Origin of the sequence: Nostoc favosum CHAB5714 (assembly GCF_020829495.1) — a bacterium.
Taxonomy (GTDB): Bacteria; Cyanobacteriota; Cyanobacteriia; order Cyanobacteriales; family Nostocaceae; genus Nostoc; species Nostoc favosum.
Genome location: NZ_JAIVFQ010000005.1, coordinates 98327 through 116211 on the forward strand (window position 1 = coordinate 98327; position 17885 = coordinate 116211).

At 41.1% G+C, this 17885-nt stretch carries 17 protein-coding genes and 1 pseudogene; 8 read left to right on the forward strand and 10 right to left on the reverse strand.

What is annotated here, in order from left to right; translation table 11 throughout:
- Positions 1-370: 370 nt before the first annotated feature.
- From LC586_RS05850 to LC586_RS05860, 3 genes and pseudogenes are all read left to right on the forward strand, one after another.
- Positions 371-570, forward strand: a pseudogene (locus LC586_RS05850) (ammonium transporter); the annotation flags it as partial.
- A 351-nt stretch (positions 571-921) separates the two neighbouring features.
- Positions 922-2484, forward strand: a complete 1563-nt coding sequence (locus LC586_RS05855; protein ID WP_229483621.1) for an ammonium transporter — start codon at positions 922-924, stop codon at positions 2482-2484.
- A gap of 551 nt (positions 2485-3035) precedes the next feature.
- Positions 3036-3491: a DUF2141 domain-containing protein gene (locus LC586_RS05860; RefSeq protein ID WP_229483623.1), complete on the forward strand. Its 456-nt coding sequence runs from the start codon at positions 3036-3038 to the stop codon at positions 3489-3491.
- A gap of 2 nt (positions 3492-3493) precedes the next feature.
- On the opposite strand, the gene LC586_RS05865 is transcribed toward LC586_RS05860, so the two are convergent.
- Positions 3494-4648, reverse strand: coding sequence for a peptidoglycan-binding protein (locus LC586_RS05865; RefSeq protein WP_229483625.1), 1155 nt, complete (start codon positions 4646-4648; stop codon positions 3494-3496).
- A gap of 64 nt (positions 4649-4712) precedes the next feature.
- Between LC586_RS05865 and LC586_RS05870 the strand changes: the two genes are divergently transcribed.
- Entirely contained in the window at positions 4713-4874 is a 162-nt protein-coding gene (locus tag LC586_RS05870) for a hypothetical protein (RefSeq protein ID WP_229483627.1), read from the forward strand.
- On the opposite strand, the gene LC586_RS05875 is transcribed toward LC586_RS05870, so the two are convergent.
- From LC586_RS05875 to LC586_RS05895, 5 genes are all read right to left on the reverse strand, one after another.
- Positions 4871-5938 (reverse strand): DMT family transporter, encoded by a 1068-nt coding sequence (locus LC586_RS05875; RefSeq protein WP_229483629.1) that lies wholly within the window; start codon positions 5936-5938, stop codon positions 4871-4873. The two genes, LC586_RS05870 and LC586_RS05875, sit on opposite strands and share 4 nt — an antisense overlap.
- A 369-nt stretch (positions 5939-6307) precedes the next feature.
- The gene (locus LC586_RS05880; RefSeq protein ID WP_229483630.1) at positions 6308-6733 is read right to left on the reverse strand and encodes a type II toxin-antitoxin system VapC family toxin; all 426 of its coding nucleotides are present in this window, start codon (positions 6731-6733) and stop codon (positions 6308-6310) included.
- A gap of 8 nt (positions 6734-6741) precedes the next feature.
- The gene (locus LC586_RS05885; protein WP_229483632.1) at positions 6742-7089 is read right to left on the reverse strand and encodes a hypothetical protein; all 348 of its coding nucleotides are present in this window, start codon (positions 7087-7089) and stop codon (positions 6742-6744) included.
- 420 nt (positions 7090-7509) lie between these two features.
- A complete protein-coding gene (locus tag LC586_RS05890; protein ID WP_229483633.1) occupies positions 7510-9159 on the reverse strand; it encodes a Ppx/GppA phosphatase family protein in 1650 nt (549 codons plus the stop codon).
- A 260-nt stretch (positions 9160-9419) separates the two neighbouring features.
- Positions 9420-9815 carry a hypothetical protein gene (locus LC586_RS05895; RefSeq protein WP_229483635.1) on the reverse strand — a complete coding sequence of 132 codons (396 nt, stop codon included), beginning with the start codon at positions 9813-9815 and terminating at the stop codon, positions 9420-9422.
- 11 nt (positions 9816-9826) lie between these two features.
- Between LC586_RS05895 and LC586_RS05900 the strand changes: the two genes are divergently transcribed.
- Together LC586_RS05900 and LC586_RS05905 are read left to right on the forward strand one after the other, a co-directional pair.
- Positions 9827-10708, forward strand: coding sequence for a 4-hydroxybenzoate solanesyltransferase (locus tag LC586_RS05900; RefSeq protein WP_229483636.1), 882 nt, complete (start codon positions 9827-9829; stop codon positions 10706-10708).
- Between the two features lie 151 nt (positions 10709-10859).
- Positions 10860-11639 carry a DsbA family protein gene (locus tag LC586_RS05905; protein ID WP_229483638.1) on the forward strand — a complete coding sequence of 260 codons (780 nt, stop codon included), beginning with the start codon at positions 10860-10862 and terminating at the stop codon, positions 11637-11639.
- 498 nt (positions 11640-12137) lie between these two features.
- Here the strand turns inward: LC586_RS05905 and LC586_RS05910 are convergent, their stop codons facing one another.
- Positions 12138-12587, reverse strand: a complete 450-nt coding sequence (locus LC586_RS05910) for an acyl-CoA thioesterase (RefSeq protein ID WP_229483640.1) — start codon at positions 12585-12587, stop codon at positions 12138-12140.
- Positions 12587-13207: a TetR family transcriptional regulator C-terminal domain-containing protein gene (locus tag LC586_RS05915; RefSeq protein WP_229483642.1), complete on the reverse strand. Its 621-nt coding sequence runs from the start codon at positions 13205-13207 to the stop codon at positions 12587-12589. Before LC586_RS05915 ends, LC586_RS05910 begins: the two co-directional genes overlap by 1 nt.
- Before the next feature lie 810 nt (positions 13208-14017).
- Between LC586_RS05915 and LC586_RS05920 the strand changes: the two genes are divergently transcribed.
- The gene (locus LC586_RS05920) at positions 14018-14815 is read left to right on the forward strand and encodes a sulfite exporter TauE/SafE family protein (RefSeq protein ID WP_229483643.1); all 798 of its coding nucleotides are present in this window, start codon (positions 14018-14020) and stop codon (positions 14813-14815) included.
- A 43-nt stretch (positions 14816-14858) separates the two neighbouring features.
- Here LC586_RS05920 and LC586_RS05925 read toward each other — a convergent pair whose 3' ends face one another.
- Both LC586_RS05925 and LC586_RS05930 read right to left on the reverse strand, forming a co-directional pair.
- The gene (locus LC586_RS05925) at positions 14859-15815 is read right to left on the reverse strand and encodes a hypothetical protein (protein WP_229483645.1); all 957 of its coding nucleotides are present in this window, start codon (positions 15813-15815) and stop codon (positions 14859-14861) included.
- Between the two features lie 277 nt (positions 15816-16092).
- Positions 16093-16755, reverse strand: a complete 663-nt coding sequence (locus LC586_RS05930; protein WP_229483646.1) for a cadmium resistance transporter — start codon at positions 16753-16755, stop codon at positions 16093-16095.
- A gap of 270 nt (positions 16756-17025) precedes the next feature.
- Here LC586_RS05930 and LC586_RS05935 point away from each other — a divergent pair, with 270 nt between their 5' ends.
- A complete protein-coding gene (locus LC586_RS05935) occupies positions 17026-17736 on the forward strand; it encodes a cadmium resistance transporter (protein WP_229483648.1) in 711 nt (236 codons plus the stop codon).
- Positions 17737-17885: the final 149 nt, after the last annotated feature.

The window sequence follows — 17885 nt, forward strand, 5'->3', positions numbered from 1 at the left end:
GTGGAGGCTGTAGGCAATTTATCGGTTATTTCACCCAATGGTAGCTTGTGGATTACACCCAGTGGTCGGTTTAAAGGAGAATTACTGGTCTTCAATGTAGCTTTTAAAGTAACAAAAAATTATTTTTTTGTATAAAAATTTAATATTATTCATACTTGTCTTATCCTGAAATCGAAAAATACCTACCTATAAAGGATATAGATGCTTGATTTGTTGCATCAGCAGCTATTTGCCATAACAAAAGCGAAAAAATGTATTGTGTGATACAGCTTTTTGGTTTGAGTAAATAGACAATCAGTCAAATTTATCCGTCTAGGCATAAATTTACCAAGGGTAAAATAGGAAGTAGTCTCATAATTTCTGTAAAGCTCCCACTATTCAGTCTTTATCTGAAACTACAACTAAACTGCAAATTTCCATTGATACTACCTGCGTACTAATCACTAGTTTTTTAGTATTCTTCATGAAATTGGCTTTGCCATGTTAGAAGCAGGTTTGATCTGCCAAAGAGGTGTAGTTAATGCCTTACTAGAAAACTCAATTGACCTCGCTGTAACCATCTTAGTGTGGGAAAAATCGGCTGTAACTGTGTTGCACCCTTTTTTCTAGACATAATATTGACAATTTCTGGCAATTTGCTGCACAAAACTTCTTTGTGAAAAATTAAAGATTAAGTAAAGAACACTTGACTGTTTCAGAAACTACACCATAATTACTTAAGAATAGCTAAAAAAAATATTTACAGATGTGCCAAGAGTTTCCTAAACTCCTACTAAGGTAATTTTGTTTTCTGGTTTTTAAACAAGTGGTCTAAAGGAAAAATATCAAAAACCACTGGATTAAACTTCGGACGGTAGTTTTTTCTGCTTAACCTGTTTTTTCCCTTTTTTAAGGATAGTTTTGAGGATGATGTTCAAATTCATGTACAAACAAAAATCGAAAACAAAAAATAGGCGTCTGTCTGCAAGAAATTACGCTGTCAATCCACAGATCAACTCAAAAGTCAAGCTATTTAATCTAGCAATTAAGCGACTCTCTCCCAGTTGGCAAGCCTGCTTACCTTTAGCTTGCCTAATTGTGTTGGGTTGGGGTTATGCCGCAGTTGCCCAAACTCCAGCCGCAGGGCCAACGACAGCAGAACTCAAAGTTGCTCTTGATACACTGTGGGTTGCGATCGCTGCCTTTTTAGTGTTCTTCATGAACGCTGGTTTTTGTATGTTAGAAACCGGCTTCTGTCGCCAGAAAAACGCTGTCAACGTCCTTTCCAAAAACTTGATTGTATTTGCTTTATCCAGCATTGCCTTTTGGGCGATCGGTTTTGGCTTAATGTTCGGTGATGGCAACGACTTCTTTGGATTGAATGGGTTTTTCTTAGGAGGAGCAGATAACAGTCCCGCCACAGGAGACGCTTATAAAGGTATCTTCGGTGCTATTAGTTGGGCTGGTGTACCTTTAGCTGCCAAGTTTTTATTCCAGCTAGTGTTTGCTGGAACAGCAGCAACAATCGTTTCTGGTGCAGTAGCCGAACGGATTAAGTTTGTTGATTTCCTAATTTTCAGCCTCTTACTTGTAGGTATTCTCTACCCCATTACCGGACACTGGATTTGGGGAACTGGTTGGCTAGCAGACAGAGGCTTTTGGGATTTTGCCGGTTCTACGGTGGTTCACTCCGTAGGTGGCTGGGCAGCTTTGATGGGAGCAGCATTTCTTGGGCCCCGCCTTGGTAGATATCAAGATAGGCAAGTTGTTGCTATGCCTGGTCACAACATGAGTATTGCCACTTTGGGCTGTCTGATCCTGTGGTTGGGCTGGTTTGGTTTCAACCCCGGTTCTGTGATGGCTGCCGATCCTAGTGCGATCAGTCACATTGCTGTAACCACTAACATGGCTGGTGCTGCCGGTGGAATTTCCGCTACAATTACAGCTTGGTTGTACTTAGGTAAACCAGACCTGTCAATGATTATCAATGGTATTTTGGCTGGCTTGGTTGGGATTACAGCGTCTTGTGCTTACGTAGGTATTCCTGCTTCTTTAGTCATTGGGTTGATTGCTGGAGTATTGGTAGTTTTCTCTGTAACATTCTTTGACAAACTTGGCATTGATGACCCAGTGGGAGCTACCTCAGTTCACCTAGTTTGCGGCATCTGGGGAACTCTAGCAGTAGGTTTGTGGGCTGTTGGCCCTGGTGTTTATTCCTGGTATGGTGATGCACTTGGCCCAGCAAAAGGTTTATTTGCAGGTGGTGGCATTGGACAATTCGGTGTTCAGTTACTGGGCGTTGTCTCAGTAGGTGGGTTCACTGTCTTACTCAGTAGTATTTTTTGGCTGGCCCTGAAAGCTACTTTAGGTATTAGAGTATCCAAAGAAGAGGAACTAGAAGGTTTGGATATCGGGGAACACGGTATGGAAGCCTACAGTGGATTTCTTAAAGAAGGTGATGCAACTGGATTTTCTGAAGAACAAAGCTCAATTGGGAGATTTTAGGGTAAATATTTTTTGGTTTACTCTCTGGCATATTCCTAATATGAGCTAGCAACACACCATTAGTAGATTGAACTGATTCCGCAAAATTCTCTATCCAAGCGAGGAAAAGTAGGAGGTATAAAACCCCCTACTTTTTTAAATTTTTACATGTAGCATCAGTTACCATGCGGGAGCTTGCTACAGTCGGAGTAACAGTCCCCTTCTGAAATGTCTTTAATTTTGAATTTTGAATTGTTAACCCCTTGTCTCTTCGTTAAGGGACTTCCAAGAAATAAATTACCCAAATAAACGTAGACGCAAAGCGGCTTGCCGCAGGCTACCACAGAGACACAGAGAACACAGAGGAATGAGGAAAAGAGAGCTTTTTCGTTAATTTTTGAGTATTTTTTTATTTGGAAGTCCCTAACGCCGACTTACTTAGACAAGTATAAAATTAAATATACCAATATCCTTGCGAGTATTAACTGAATAATGCCACCATGAATCTGCCTGATCTGAATCAAAGTTAAAACTTAATTTCAGCAAAACTTATTTTACCTTGTGAAAATTTTATGGTTAGAGGGTTGAGAGTTAGTATGCTGCTATTGGCAGTTCTGGGAAATCTGGCGTGGTCATTTAGTGCCAAGGCAAATTTTAACGGCAAGCTCACCGTAGAAATTGATGGGTTGAAGAATAAACAAGGACAAGTTTGTGTGAGTATATTTGCTAGCAGTGAAGGATTTCCTAGCGATCGCAATCGCGGCTTACAAAAGCAGTGTACCAAGATTAGTGGCACTCCCTTACCCATTACCTTTGAGAACTTGAAAGCGGGTAGTTACGCCGTTGCTGTCTTCCACGATCAAAATAACGACGGCACTCTCAATAGCAATGTTTTAGGTATACCAAGTGAAGGCTTTGGATTTTCCAGGAACCCAGAAATTCGCACAAGAGCGGCCAAGTTTAGCGAAGCAGCATTTTTAGTAGCAGGCCCGGACACTAATATCCAAATCCAATTGAAATATTTTTAGGTTTATTCTCGTGAATCGTTATGTGAATCTTCTGGTAGACTTTGTTGTTCCGGCAAACCACGCATTCGATTCATCTGAGTTAAAGCATATCGTGCTGTTGCTTGCACTTCGGCATCTGGGTCATTTAACGCATGGTGCAACATCTGACTCATTTGACCCATCATGTCATAAACGCGCGTCAGGTCACGGATCGCATTTTGCCGCACCTGTGGACTTTCATCTTGCAGTGAAATTGCTAGGCCACGGTTCATTGGTTTGAGTGTGCGGATGCCAATTTCTGCCAAAGCTGCCAAAATTAAACTGCTTTCTTGAGAATCGGCATCAATCATCAGGTCAACCAGATGCTGAATTGCCCGCGAATCTCCCTGCTGGCCCAAATCCCAAATCGCCTTGCGCCGCTTCGTTGGGTCAGAACTGCGTAAGTCTTGAATTAATTCGTCAACAATATTTAGTTTAGCTAGCCGGGAAGTTTTTTCTGGTAGCAGTAATTGTGTGGCGAGTGGTGGCGTAGCTGTTTGTGGATTAGTTACAGTCTCTGGTGAGGGTGATGTCATGGGGTTTTTGTTAGCTTCACTCAAACTTTTAGTCTCTGATATTTCGGATTGCACTTGTTTGCCCTGACGAAACCACTTCAGCAGGTAAACAAGTGCGCCAATACTTCCTAGAACTCCGATGGAAAATATTAACCACCAGACAAAACCCCTCTCGGTTGGTTTAGGTGCTGTAGTTGGTTTGAAAGTTGCAGCAGCAGAGTTAATAATTGGAGAAGTAACTATTGGAGAAGTGACAATCTGATTTTTGGCTGCCGTTGCCGCTTGCAGTCTCCCCCTAGTCGCCAGACCAGCAAGGCCATCTACTTTTAAACCCTGTGCTTTCTGGAATTTAGTTACAGCGATTTCTGTATTGGCGTTGTACTCTCCATCTACCACGCCACTGTAGTATCCCAACTGCTTTAATTGGGTTTGTAATCTCTGCACATCTGATTTTCGACTACCATATCTCAAAACAGTCGGACTAGCAGTAACTGTCGAACTAGCTTGTGCAAGTTCTAAAATTTCAGGTGCTAGGTTAGGTGTTGCTGTGCTTGCACAATTTGGGTAAAAACCCACGCAAGAAAAACAGGTAAATATCAAAATTGAGGAACGGCATAGCCTCATATTGCAAGTTTCAGCCTGAAGGTGTTTTTGAAGTATTCTTCTTCGATACCACAATAGCTTCAAGATGACCAAATTACCAAATGTTAACTGTCATTTTTTTATTGGGCATTGGGCATTGGGCATTGGGCATTGGGCATTGGGCATTGGGCATTGGGCATTAGTTATTCTCCCTCATCTCCCTACTGAATTACGAATTACGAATTACGAATTACGAATTACTAGTTAGGGTAAAATTTCTCGTTCAGATTCTCTGACTGCTAAAGTTATAGGGTTTAATTTTTTAGCGGATGTTTCTAAAACTGGTTGCTGTATATTAGCTATCTCGCCGACAGTAACTGTGTCGTTTTGCGCTGCTAAAGTATCACGTTGGTTAATGAGATAGATGCTAATTAAAGTTAGGAAAACACCGACCCACTGCAACGGACTGAGGACTTCTGAGAGAAAGAGATTGCCAAATAGTAGGGCAAAGACGGGTGTGAGGAAGGTGAGGGAACTAAGACTGGTGAGACTGCCACTAGAGGCAAAGTAGAAGAATAATCCGTAGGCGATCGCACTCCCAAATACGGTAGCATAACCCAAAGCCACTAAATCAGATGCTCCTAAATTCTCCCACTGCTGGGATTCGATAACTGATGAAACTCCCCATAGTGGCAATCCACCCAAAATCATGTGCCATCCCGTAGCGGTTACTGGGTCAGCATGTCGGCACACAAACCGAATTAACACTGTTCCCACTGCCATTGATAGCGCTGCTAACAGCATCAACCACTCGCCACTAGCAAACAAATCTTGCCAGTTGCCAATTGTAATATTTGCGCCTGAGTCGAGAAAATGTAAAATCCACTCATCAGGTAAGCCGATTAAACTAATGCCTGTGACACCCAAGCCTAGCCCCAACCATCCCCAAAAACCAATGTGTTCTTGGAATAGCCACAACGATAGTAAGGCAACAGCCAAAGGTTGCGAGTCAATCATCACAGACCCTAACCCCGCACTGGTTCTAACTAATCCCTCTGCCAAAAAGCCTTGAAACAGCGTCCCATCTACGAGGGCAAATAAGGCAATCCACAGCCATGCAGCCCAACCCTTCGGCTGGGGTTTACCCATGAATGCTGCTGCAATCAGAATTAACATCCCTGCTGGTATCAGACGCACTCCTGCCATGAATAGCGGTGTGGTATGGGGTATTACTCCTTTCATGGCTACCATTGCCGTCCCCCATAGGAAAAAGGGGGCAATTAAGAGGAGAGGGGCGAAGGGAAGTTTAGATGCACTGAGTTTCAGTTGCATGGGTTTGCTGATGCCTTTGTTTAACAAGCGCAAAAATTGCTTTACCCAATTTTACCGAAATTATGTAGTTTTGCGTAGGCATAGCCCGTCGTAGACATCGCCTCTGGCGGGTGCTTTGCACCATCGCGTAGCGTCTCGGACAGAAGGAATTAATACTCAGGCGTAGTTAAGGCTACTGTGGGCTGAAGATGCTCAATGGGCTTGTAATACAGCTTCATAAATGGTTAACGCAATTCTAGACAAAATTCCCACATCTTTTAGTAATAACAATCAAGTCATCAATTTATATAGGACTAAGTTCCAACCTCTAGTTCAATAAATTTATTATGGAGTGGCATCGTCTAACAAATGCCATAATCATCCTGTAAATCAAGATCTAGTCCAATCTTCTAAACGCAAATTAGGAACTTTTTGAAAATCCTTGCGGTTGCGGGTTACTAAAATCCCATTTACTGACAGCGTAATTGCCGCAATGCGTAAATCTTGAGTACCAATGCGAATTTTATGCTTAACTAATTCAGCATAAATATTGCCAGCATCATGACTAAATGCCAGCACATAGAGAGTATTTAAGTCTTCTAATGTATCTTTTAATTTGGCATAAGCAAAGACTAAATCATTTAATGAATCCGCCCTGTTGATAATATTGAGTCGTCCCACCAGTTGTTCTTTTGCTGTAATGATAGTGATGGCAATATTTTGAGGATTAAATTTATTTAATTGTTGGATAATAAATGGATTACCTCTTTGCATCAATGATAGGTGATCTGTATCTAGTATCCTTAAATCATTCACCTCTAAATTTACCTCGCTTCATTATGTGCATCCAATTCACGTCGATATTCTTCTATATATTCCAGCATCTCATCAAATTGTGGATCATCTTTATATTTACCAGCTATTTTCAACCAAGGGTTTTCTACTTTGGGTGCTTCAATTTCTAAAGTCACAATCTTGGCTGTTTTTAACCGAGTTTGCAAACTTTGACTGAGTTGTTCTATTGCTTCCGTTTCCGTATTGCCTAAACCTTGACAGTCTGGTAAACCTAACAATATTGCTTTTACTGTGCCATCTTGTTGATTTTCAATCAGCACATCGTAACTTAACTTAGGTACAGTTTTAGTCGGGGAAGCTGTCACAGATAAATTCATCAGGTTTTTTACCTCAAGCTTTGATATCGATCATAGCTCCCAACGCCGATGAATTATCACAATAATGGAACACAAGCTCTATGCTGAAGCCTGAGTATTCTCCAATGCATAAAACTGAGCAATTTAACCTGTTTAATTAAAATTTTATATAAGGATATCTAACCTTTCCCAGCTTAGATATCCATTAGCAACATAACCTAGAGTAAATAGACTATTAACTATACATCTAATTCTAATTCTAATTTTTGTTCTTAAACTATTTTTTAGTTTTTAAATTCATCCTTAAGTATGATGAAAGCTACATGAATTAACTGAAATTTTGAAAGCAAATGCGTAAAAAACAAATGATTTGTAGTGACGCATATATGTGCGTTTATATATTTAGTAGGTGCGTCACACTACGTTAACGCACCCTACTTTCTAAGACAATTTAGCAACGCTAGACTTTTCTAAACTCGCTACTAATTTCACTCCAAATTCTTCCTCAAATACTCCTTTTTTATAATCTAAACTCCAAAGTTCTAAGGCACAATCATCATCAGGTTGAGATGAAAAAATCAGCAAGTTTACCTGCTGAAATTGTGGATAATACTCACATTGGACTTGAGCGATCGCACCAATTTGTCGTCTATCTAATGCCACTGCTAATCTTAAAATTGCACTCAATTGACTGACCATTTGTCGCTGGTGTTTAGTCAGCAACATCTGGGAATTTTCATGTTTTTTCTTAGGCGGCGATTTGCGGTGATAACGCGCTAAATTGGCTATAATTTCAATCTCAGTTTCTGTATAACCGAGTAATTCACCATTGCGAATTAGATAGTAAGAGTGCTTGTGGTGAGACGAATGGCTGACATAATGACCGCAATTGTGTAATATTGCAGCTGCCCACAGCAGTTGTCGCTCGTCAGACCCCCAGTGGTGTAAAGTACCTTGAGTTTGGTCAAATAAACTCTTGGCAAATTTTGCGACGCGATCGCTATATTCTAAATTGACGTGGTATTTATTAGCGAGTTTTAAAACATTCCGTTCCCGAACTGAACTTTGGTAGCGCAGCTTATCTTCAATTAAACCGTGGGTCAGCATCCAGTCTACGATTACGCCTTCCCTCAGAGAACGCTCACAAACTGTTACCGATTCCCTACCCAAAAGCGTCATTGCTTCCTGTAATATTACTGCACCAGCCAGTATAACTTCAGCCCGCTTCTCTGGCATACCGGGAATCGCAGCCCTTTCTGAATAATTCAGTTTCCGCAAGCGATTTACCAACTCTTGCAAGTCTTTAAGACTGAACTTGTAGCCATTGAGAGTGGAAGGAATAACACCCGACTTTTCTCGTGCATGAATCATTGCCAGGGTTTCAATTGTGCCAGATGTACCCACCAAACGGGGAGATTCTCCAAACTCTAGGTTTGCTAGTATCTCATCCACAGAACGTTCTAACATACCGCGTGTATAGGCTTGCAGGTGTTGAAACTCAGTGTTGCTGATGGGGTCGGTGGTGATTAATTCGCTAGTGAGTCGCACTGCACCGACTTTGGTACTGGTGAGAGTGCGCGGTTCGTGACTATCACCCAAAATTAACTCTGTGGAACCACCGCCAATATCAATAATCATGTGGGGCTGGTTGTTAAATTCCATCCCCGACAGCACGCCAAGGTAGATTCGTCGCGCTTCTTCTTGACCAGAAATCAAGTCAACGCTTAAACCCAACTCCGTTTTTACTCTGTGCAAAAAATCTTTACCATTGGGGGCTTCCCGCACAGCGCTAGTTGCCACAGCAATGATTGTTTCAGCATTGATAGTTTTGGCAACTTCTTGGAAGCGTCCTAAAGCAGCGATCGCCTTTTCAATTATCTCTGGTTTTAGTTCCCCAGTCTTAAGATTGCGATCGCCTAGTCTTACAGTTTCTTTTTCTCTGGCGATAATGCTGAAAGCTGGTAGTTTGGGATCAATCTTGACTACTACCATGTGTAGAGAATTTGTTCCCAGGTCAATGGCAGCAATAATCCGATGTTGCTTAGGTGGTTGAGTTGGAACACTCTCCCAGCTAGAAACTAAATTCAGCATCTAGTTTTCTCTCTTTATAAGAAATGATGGCAAACGGTGGTATGTCGGGGTAGCTGGCACTGATATTTGTTGCAACACACTTGCTCAAACTGAGTAGTGTTAGCGGTAGCGGGGCGTTTAGCCCGTACTCAGCACTCTTCATCTTTGGTCGAGGGTAACTGAGCTAAGTATATTCACCCTACTGTTTCTAACCGTAGTGACTATCTAAAAATATTTAAAGTTGCCACTTGAGGTTATGTTTTTACAAATAACAAATAACGTTATTCTATAGATGTAAAGATGTGTGAAGTAGGGCATGGGGCATGGGGCATTGGGCATAGGAGGAGAGGAGTGGAGATCAAAGACTCATTAACGGAGTTCAAAGACTCATTCACGAGTATCAAAGACTCATTAACGGAGTTCAAAGACTCATTCACGAGTATCAAAGACTCATTAACGGAGTTCAAAGACTCATTCACGAGTATTAAAGACTCATTCACGAGTATTAAAGACTCATTCACGAGTATCAAAGACTCGTGGGCGAGTATCAAAGACTCATTCACGAGTATCAAAGACTCGTGGGCGAGTATCAAAGACTCGTGGGCGAGTATCAAAGACTCATCCCCTATTCCCAATCCCCAATCCCCAATCCCCACTCCCCACTCACCACTCCCCACTCCCCACTCCTATGTTAAGGACGCCAGAACGCCCCCAGGAACCAGTTTGGCTTGTAATTATCCGGCTTTTGCGCTGGCATAAACCGGAAGGACGGTTAATTTTAATGATTCCTGCCCTTTGGGCTGTATTTTTGGCAGCTTCTGGGAAACCGCCTTTACCTCTGGTTGGTGTGATTATCTTGGGTACTCTAGCCACAAGTGCGGCTGGGTGTGTAGTCAATGATTTGTGGGATAGAGATATTGATCCAGAAGTAGAGAGAACACGCGATCGCCCCCTCGCTTCTCGCGCCTTGTCTGTAAAAGTTGGGATTGTAGTTGCGATCGTATCGCTAGCATGTGCAGCTATCCTGGCATTTTATCTTAACCCCCTGAGTTTCTGGTTATGCGTGGCAGCAGTGCCCGTAATTCTGCTTTATCCAGGTGCAAAGCGGGTGTTTCCTGTGCCGCAACTGGTGCTTTCCATCGCTTGGGGTTTCGGCGTGTTGATTAGCTGGAGTGCAGTCACACAAACCATCTCCCAACCAACTTGGTTACTTTGGGGCGCGACTGTACTTTGGACATTGGGATTTGATACAGTTTACGCCATGAGCGATAAGGAAGACGATCGCCGCATTGGCATTAATTCTAGCGCTCTATTTTTTGGGAATTATGCCCCTGTAGCCATTGGAATTTTCTTTGCTGGCACAATCTTGTTATTGGCTTGGTTAGGTGTACTCATACATCTGCATTTAGCCTTCTGGATTAGCCTTACAATTGCTACTATAGGATGGGTTTGGCAGTCTCTGCGATTAAGACAGCGAGACTTACCTAATCCTGTTTATGGTGAGATGTTCCGGCAAAACGTGTGGATTGGTTTTATTTTACTTGCTGGGATGATTGCTGGCTCTTTTTAAATTGAAGCTTATATCAATAGTTATATCCCACCCCTAGCCTCTCCCCAAAGGCCGGGGTGGGGTTCTTGAGGTTTAATAAGTAATCAAGCGGACATGATATTACTCCTAAGTAGAAGCGAATGCGCGTCTATAGCTCAAACAAAAAATATTTATGAGTTTTTGTATGCGTACATTCTTTGATTGGTTTACTCCCTTATTTCAGTATCTCCGTACTTGGACAGCAATAGGTCTGCTACTTTTGGTTGTCACCTGGTCATTTTCTGCACAAGCTGCTAGCCGCATTGATCCGCAGTTGGAACAGCAAGTATTACAAATTATCCGCGAACATCCAGAGGTGATTATCGAATCTGTTCAAACTTATCAGCAGCAACAACAACAGAAAGTCAAGCAAGCACAGCAATCATTTTTACAGGATTTAAAGACGAATCCTCAAACAGTGATTGGTGAGTCTCCCAGCACAGGATCAACTCAAGCAAAAACTCTGCTAATAGAATTTTCAGATTTTCAATGTCCCTACTGTGCTGAGGCGCATAAAACATTGAAAGAATTGTTAGCAAAGTATCCAGATAAACTAAGATTAGTTTACAAGAATTTTCCACTGACTTCAATTCATGCTGAAGCATTGCCAGCTGCAAGAGCGGCTTGGGCGGCATATCAGCAGGGCAAATTTTGGGAATATCATGATGCGCTATTTACTAATCAAAAGCAACTAGGTGAGGCGTTATATTTAGATATTGCTAAAAAACTCAAGCTAGATTTGGGTAAATTTAAACGCGACCTTACTCTTGCTACTCCCGCACTTACAAAAGATATTCAACTAGCTGAAAAATTGGCTGTTTCTGGCACACCTTTTTTTATAATTAATAGTCCCACTTTTTCAGGAGTGGTGCAACTAGCAGATATCGAAAGTATATTGACTAGTGCTAAGTAAATTAGTGTGTTTGAAAACAGCCTCTCATTGTTTAAGTAGCTAGGCGTAAACAAATTAAAGTTTGTAGTAAGGACTTTAGTCCTGATAAACCTTGCTATGAGCGATGAATCGCTCACTACGAACTAGAATTTTATTGTATCACCTTAAAAAGGCTTGCTCTAGTTCCCTCCTTTTTAAGCTACGGTGTACACACAAATGCTGTCCACATACGTTTCAACTCTTTTACCCACATTGTTAAACTGTCACACTTACCGACATCCCGCCCAGAACTAAAGTTCAGGGCTAATAGCTGAAGTCCACGCTTTGTGGACTGAATAATCAATTTAGTCCACAAAGCGTGGACTTCAGCTATAAGACTCGGAATTTATTCCGAGGCGGGATAGAAACGCAGTACGAGATTTATTAATAAAGATATGGCTGCGACAAGACTTGTGTGTACACCGTAGCCAATTTATCGGAGGGTTAGGGAGGATCAAGTCTTAACTCAAGCGTATTATTTTATAAATGGTCTTTCAAATTCCCTTTTTGACCTTCTAAATATTTCTTCTGTAATTCCTCTGGAATGGGAATAGGACGACTATTTTGTAAACTGACAAAAGCGCCCTTCTGGATAGCCACTGCTGCTAACTCATTGTTAGATAAAATTTCAGCTTGCACAGTCCACTTCAACCGTCCTAAATTACTCAGCCATAAACGTCCAATTACTTGATCAATAATTTTTATCGGACGTTTATATTCAATTTCAGTTCCAGCTAGAACAGGCGCATATCCTTGCTCAATTTGTTGATTGAGTTGCCAGTGTTCATCTAAAAACTTTAAACGTAAATCCTCTAGCCATCTGATATACACAATATTACTCACGATTCCCATAAAATCAATGTCGTATGTTTTTACAGGAATTTCTAATACTACTTCTAATGGTCTGTACAAATTGTTATTTAGTAGCATTATTTCTCTATACCTTGATTTGTACCATATCTTCTAAGGTGAGTTTCCAAATATTGATTCAGGTGATTAATTACCCTATGCATGTGAATTGAATCTCCATAAAGCTTGCTCATCATTACTGCTCCTTCCAGTGTTGCAATTATGATGGTAGCGATTTCATCAGCACTCACTTCAGGGCGAATTTCTCCCTTTTTAATTCCTGTTTCAATAATTCGACGAATCAGATGCAGCCAAGAATTCATCGCCTGTTGGGCGCGTTCCCGCAACGCCGGATGAGCATCATCACTCTCCACAGCAGTATTCAGCAGTGGACACCCTCCCTTGATAGGTGGATTTTCTGTGAAGCTACTAAATACGCCAATGATTGCTTGCAGGCGTTCTACTGCGTGGCGTTTGCTTCGTAATGCAAATCTAGTATGCTGGTGGATGCGAGCGATCGCAAAGTCAAAAGCCTGTAACGCGAGATCATCTTTGCTTTGGAAGTGATTGTAAATTCCTCCTTTCTGCAATCCCGTAACACGCATGATGTCTGACATGGATGAGCCTGCATATCCCTGTTGGTTAAACAGTTCAGCTGCTTGGTGGAGAATTCTGCTTTTTGTTTCTTCGCCTTTGGACATTACAGCGATTTTTAGATGAATCGGCTACGGCGAGTGGGGAGAGACGCGATTAATCGCGTCTGTACTGGGGAGTAGAGTAATTTATTGAATTGAAAATTGCTGTAAATAAAATATTACCGACCGAATGGTTTGTTTTAAAATAGCGCAATAAGTGCTTTAAAGTCAAGCATTTTTCAGCGCTAAGTTCTTAACTAGGCATTGGGCATTAATATTCTCCCCCTACCTCCCCTGTTCCCTACTCCCACTCCCCATTCCCCACTCCCCACTCCCTCTTTATCCAGATAATCTAGCGAGATACAACGCGAATACGCTAGACGTTTGATCATGCTTACAAGTAAAATACGGTAAGTGCGTCGCCTTACCGGCTTTTACATGTAAAACCACAGAAAAACCAGTTAGAAGTTGAATTTAGCAGAGCAACTGACCCATAAGCAGTTATCAAAGTCTGTTTCAGCTAAATGTCAGTTGTCATGATTCCAAAAACTTCCAGACAGGTTTTAAGTTGTCCAGGAATCCTCTGCCCTAACTTTTAGCTGGATAACCTTTGTGTCACTCATCCCTTGAGAAACACAATAACTTGCCATCACTAGCTCTGTCTATCAGTGGGCTATAGTTTGGCACAGTTGCTGCTCTCTAGCAGTGAAGCTTTAGCTGATTTTCAGTTCTAGCTGCTCGTAGTTAAGTCAGTGAACAGTTATCAAGGCTTCGTTTGGGGATTTAAACCCTAACCTACACCGCTCACTTAATAGAAGTGGGAGACTCAACAGGACTTTGATAACTAATAACTGATTGTTGAAACCCCCAAAAAGTATGGAATATTTATTACTACCGTTCTTAAGCTTTTTTGTTGGCATCATCGTTGGTTTGACAGGAATTGGCGGAGCCTCTCTCATCACCCCAATGTTAATTTTTGTCTTTCAGGTTCCGCCTTCTATCGCTGTGAGTTCTGATGTTGTGGCTGCCACATTGATGAAGATTGTTGGTAGCGTCAAGCATTGGGAACAGAAAACCCTTGACACAGAAGTTGTCAAATGGCTGGCATTTGGGAGTGTTCCAGGCTCACTGTTCGGCGTGGGGATTTTGCACTTTCTTAAACGTACAGGTGAGTATAACCTGGATAACATCTTGCTCCGTTTGCTTGGTGTGATGATTTTGCTAGTCACACTATTAGCATTAGTGCAATTGTTGTTATTGACTTTTTTCCCTAAATTTCATTTACCCGAACTACCAAAGTTAGACTTAGAAACAAACTTTGGGCGCTGTGTGACAATCACTTTAGGAGCAATTTTAGGCTGTTTGGTTGGTCTAACTAGCGTATCATCAGGTTCAATGTTTGCCCTGGTGCTGATTGGGTTTTTCCGCCTTGATGCACGGAAGTTAGTAGGTACAGATATTTCACACGCAGCAATTTTACTGCTATTTACTGCCCTCGGTCACCTTAGCCTGGGAACAGTTGATTGGAGTTTGGTAATACCTATATGGCTAGGCTCTGTTCCAGGGGTGTTAGTAGGCGCTAAAATCTGCCAGGTAGCTCCGCAACGCCCACTACGGTTTATCATTTATAGCATCTTAATGATGGTGAGTTGGAAATTAGTTCATCAGGTTTGACAAAACTCGGTAATAGAGTTTGGTTGTAAAAGTTTTTCGCTGCTCACTCATTCTCCAAAAAGACGGCACCGAGATTAGGTGCGGCTAAATCTATCCCTCCGTTCGTTCCAGTATTCGTAGGAAAACAAGAATTAGCGACATTCAGCAGTGTTTTTGGAGTGCAAGTAACATCAGGGGCAAACAGCGAGTAGCCGTAGACCTTTTTTCCGTGTGACACGAGTTCGTCGGTGCGAATCAGAAGACCTCCTAAAACTTGGTTCGGTGGAATAGTGAGTGCAGGGTTTATGGGAATTCCAGGATTATTTTTGGCAGCATTGTTTAGGAAATAATATTGGGGAATCGGGTCTTGTAACGGTGTTTTACCCCAGGTGGAAGCTGCTATCACGTAAATGGGGCCGTAGGAAGTGGGATTTCCGTGTTTATCTACACTTGTAATCGCCGCAATACCGAAACCATCGTGTCCAGTTGGTAATCCACGCTCGAAGACGGTAAAGCGAATTTTATTACTTGCCTTCACAGGTCTAACAAGTACAAAGTCAAGCCGCTCGATACTAGCGTTACCGTTGTAAAGTGTGCCGCTTAAATTTGCACCTGTGTTAGTAAAAACGTTATCTGGGCCTGCCAAGATATTGTTGATACTAAACAGCGTTTTCTCTGGAAGTGGGCCCAAACTAAGAAAGTTAAAGGTATTAGAGGAAGAATCAAAACTGCCCTGGTAGTAAGCTAGCTTTCTGTCATCTGTGGCAGGGTTACGACGAATCTGCACAACAGCAGGGATGGATCTAAATGTTGTGCTGCCTCCTGTGGTTGTCAATCCTGTAATTGATTGAATTTGCCCACCGAAGTTGAGAGTAAAAGTATTGCCTGCAAATTCGCTGTCACCTGCAACTTTGGTAATAGATATAGTAGGAAACGAAGCAGTGTCAGTAGTAATTGAAGTGACATCTTGTCCAATTATCTGAGCTTGTGCTGAGGTAAAGCACAAAAATGGGGTGATCATTGAAATCAGACAAAAACCAGGTTGAATGCTTGGGCGAAAACGGATAGGATTGTACCTAATCGCAGAGATAAGGGAGTATTGCATTACACAGCTTTTAATAAGTCAGACTATTATATTGATGCTCAACCTCATATAGGTTAAGAATTGGTAAACAAAAAGTTTTTCTTTGAAGCTCGAACACTAACGATTTTGTGCATATTTCTATGACAAACTTTAGATTTCAGATTGGGGTTTTCATCGTTCAATCTCAAATTCAGCATCCAACATCCAACATTGATTAACTTCTCACCCAAGGTAGTAAAGTGAATGTACCTCGTTCATACATAATGAACATACCCAAGCCAATTAACACAAAAGGTACGACAGCTTTACCGTAGCGACTTAAAATTTCAGCAATGGTAGGTTGACGGCTTAAAAAATAAGCGATCGCACACCAAACCCCTACCATGACAAAAAATATACTTAGAATGACTCCCAAGCTGGCAAGATCGTGACCAGCGAATAAAGGAATATATATACTAATATTGTCACCACCATTAGCGATCGTTACTGCCGCTACTTTATAGGTTTGGGGGTGTAAAATACTCAAAATAAAAGACAATACAGGGTTACTAGGTGTGGACTGGCTAAAATCACTACTTACTGTCTGAACTGTTGTAGTTTCTTCTTTTCTAGATACTAATTGTTGAATTCCAATTGCTATTGGTAGCAGTCCTAGCAATCCTATCCATTCTCGCTGTACGACTAAGCCACCAAAAAATCCTGGTAAGCTAGCGATGATAATGGCTGTGAAACCTAAATATTGACCAAGTAAGATATGCCGCCGCCGAAAATTAACATCTACCTGTGAAAAAAATATTAACAATATAATGATGTCATCTATGTTAGTGGCAATGAAGGCAATTATCCCTTCACTAAAGGCTGTGCCTAGCTTACTCATGCTGGATTTTTAGAACCTACGATTTATCACCATACCAAATTCACTAATTCGTAATTCGTAATTCGTAATTCGTAATTATTGAGTTTAAGTCCCCCACCAAATTATATTTATTGGTTTTAACCTTCTGGCATAACTAAGCTTTAAAATGACAAAGTAATGATTCTTATAGAGAGGGTTTTGTCAATGCCTAGACTTACGGTTCCACCTAATTTCATAGGTACTTCCGGTATCGATACTTTAGTCGCAGCATGTCTATATTTATCTTAAAATATGAACGAGTTAGTTACTGCAATTACTACTGGGTCAATTGCGTTCATTGCCACTAACATTGATGATATTGTCATTCTATTGTTGCTTTTTTCTCAAATAAATGCTAACTTTCGCCGCAGGCATATAGTTGCTGGTCAGTTTCTAGGTTTTACAGTTTTGTTAATCCTTAGTCTTTCTGGTTTATTTGGTGGGTTAGTTTTATCAAAAAACTGGATTGGATTACTTGGTTTACTACCAATTGCCATAGGTATCAGCAGTTTAGTCAATAAGGAAGAAGATGCATTAGAGGAAGTTGTAGCTACAACAGAAGAATCTGAAGCATCAACAATTACTAGTTTACTATCTCCTCAAACTTACAGCGTGGCAGCTATTACAGTTGCAAATGGTAGTGACAATATTAGTGTCTATGTGCCATTATTTGCTAGCAGCAATTTAGAGAGTTTTGTGATAATTATCGGATTATTTTTTCTATTATTAGGAGTTTGGTGCTATGCAGCATACAAATTAATTAAATACAGAGTAATAGCTGATGTATTGACTCGCTATGGTAATAATATTGTGCCTTTTGTTCTTATAGGCTTAGGCGCTTTTATTGTATTAAAAAGTGAAGCTTTGAGCTTAATAAAGCTAGCTGCTAGTTGTTTGTGTTTGATTATTTTGGTGAAAAATAATGAAAGTACCGATGAAATTGAAGAAAATTCTAGTAGATAATCAAGCAAGTTTTAGATTTAGATTTTTCATCTAAATCTAAAAAATCGGTTTCAAGAAAAACCATTGATCCGTGGGTGACAATCTCAGGGATTTCCAATTAAAAAAAATCCAATCAATAATCGTAGGGTGCATTAGGCTTAACGCCGTAA

What these genes read in the sequence shown, in the direction of transcription:
- LC586_RS05855 (WP_229483621.1), top strand. Translation starts at nt 922, where the DNA reads ATGTACAAACAAAAATCGAAAACAAAAAATAGGCGTCTGTCTGCAAGA.
- LC586_RS05860 (WP_229483623.1), top strand. Translation starts at nt 3,036, where the DNA reads ATGGTTAGAGGGTTGAGAGTTAGTATGCTGCTATTGGCAGTTCTGGGA.
- LC586_RS05865 (WP_229483625.1), bottom strand. Translation starts at nt 4,648, where the DNA reads ATGAGGCTATGCCGTTCCTCAATTTTGATATTTACCTGTTTTTCTTGC.
- LC586_RS05870 (WP_229483627.1), top strand. Translation starts at nt 4,713, where the DNA reads ATGACCAAATTACCAAATGTTAACTGTCATTTTTTTATTGGGCATTGG.
- LC586_RS05875 (WP_229483629.1), bottom strand. Translation starts at nt 5,938, where the DNA reads ATGCAACTGAAACTCAGTGCATCTAAACTTCCCTTCGCCCCTCTCCTC.
- LC586_RS05885 (WP_229483632.1), bottom strand. Translation starts at nt 7,089, where the DNA reads ATGAATTTATCTGTGACAGCTTCCCCGACTAAAACTGTACCTAAGTTA.
- LC586_RS05890 (WP_229483633.1), bottom strand. Translation starts at nt 9,159, where the DNA reads ATGCTGAATTTAGTTTCTAGCTGGGAGAGTGTTCCAACTCAACCACCT.
- LC586_RS05900 (WP_229483636.1), top strand. Translation starts at nt 9,827, where the DNA reads ATGTTAAGGACGCCAGAACGCCCCCAGGAACCAGTTTGGCTTGTAATT.
- LC586_RS05905 (WP_229483638.1), top strand. Translation starts at nt 10,860, where the DNA reads ATGAGTTTTTGTATGCGTACATTCTTTGATTGGTTTACTCCCTTATTT.
- LC586_RS05910 (WP_229483640.1), bottom strand. Translation starts at nt 12,587, where the DNA reads ATGCTACTAAATAACAATTTGTACAGACCATTAGAAGTAGTATTAGAA.
- LC586_RS05915 (WP_229483642.1), bottom strand. Translation starts at nt 13,207, where the DNA reads ATGTCCAAAGGCGAAGAAACAAAAAGCAGAATTCTCCACCAAGCAGCT.
- LC586_RS05920 (WP_229483643.1), top strand. Translation starts at nt 14,018, where the DNA reads ATGGAATATTTATTACTACCGTTCTTAAGCTTTTTTGTTGGCATCATC.
- LC586_RS05925 (WP_229483645.1), bottom strand. Translation starts at nt 15,815, where the DNA reads ATGATCACCCCATTTTTGTGCTTTACCTCAGCACAAGCTCAGATAATT.
- LC586_RS05930 (WP_229483646.1), bottom strand. Translation starts at nt 16,755, where the DNA reads ATGAGTAAGCTAGGCACAGCCTTTAGTGAAGGGATAATTGCCTTCATT.
- LC586_RS05935 (WP_229483648.1), top strand. Translation starts at nt 17,026, where the DNA reads ATGAACGAGTTAGTTACTGCAATTACTACTGGGTCAATTGCGTTCATT.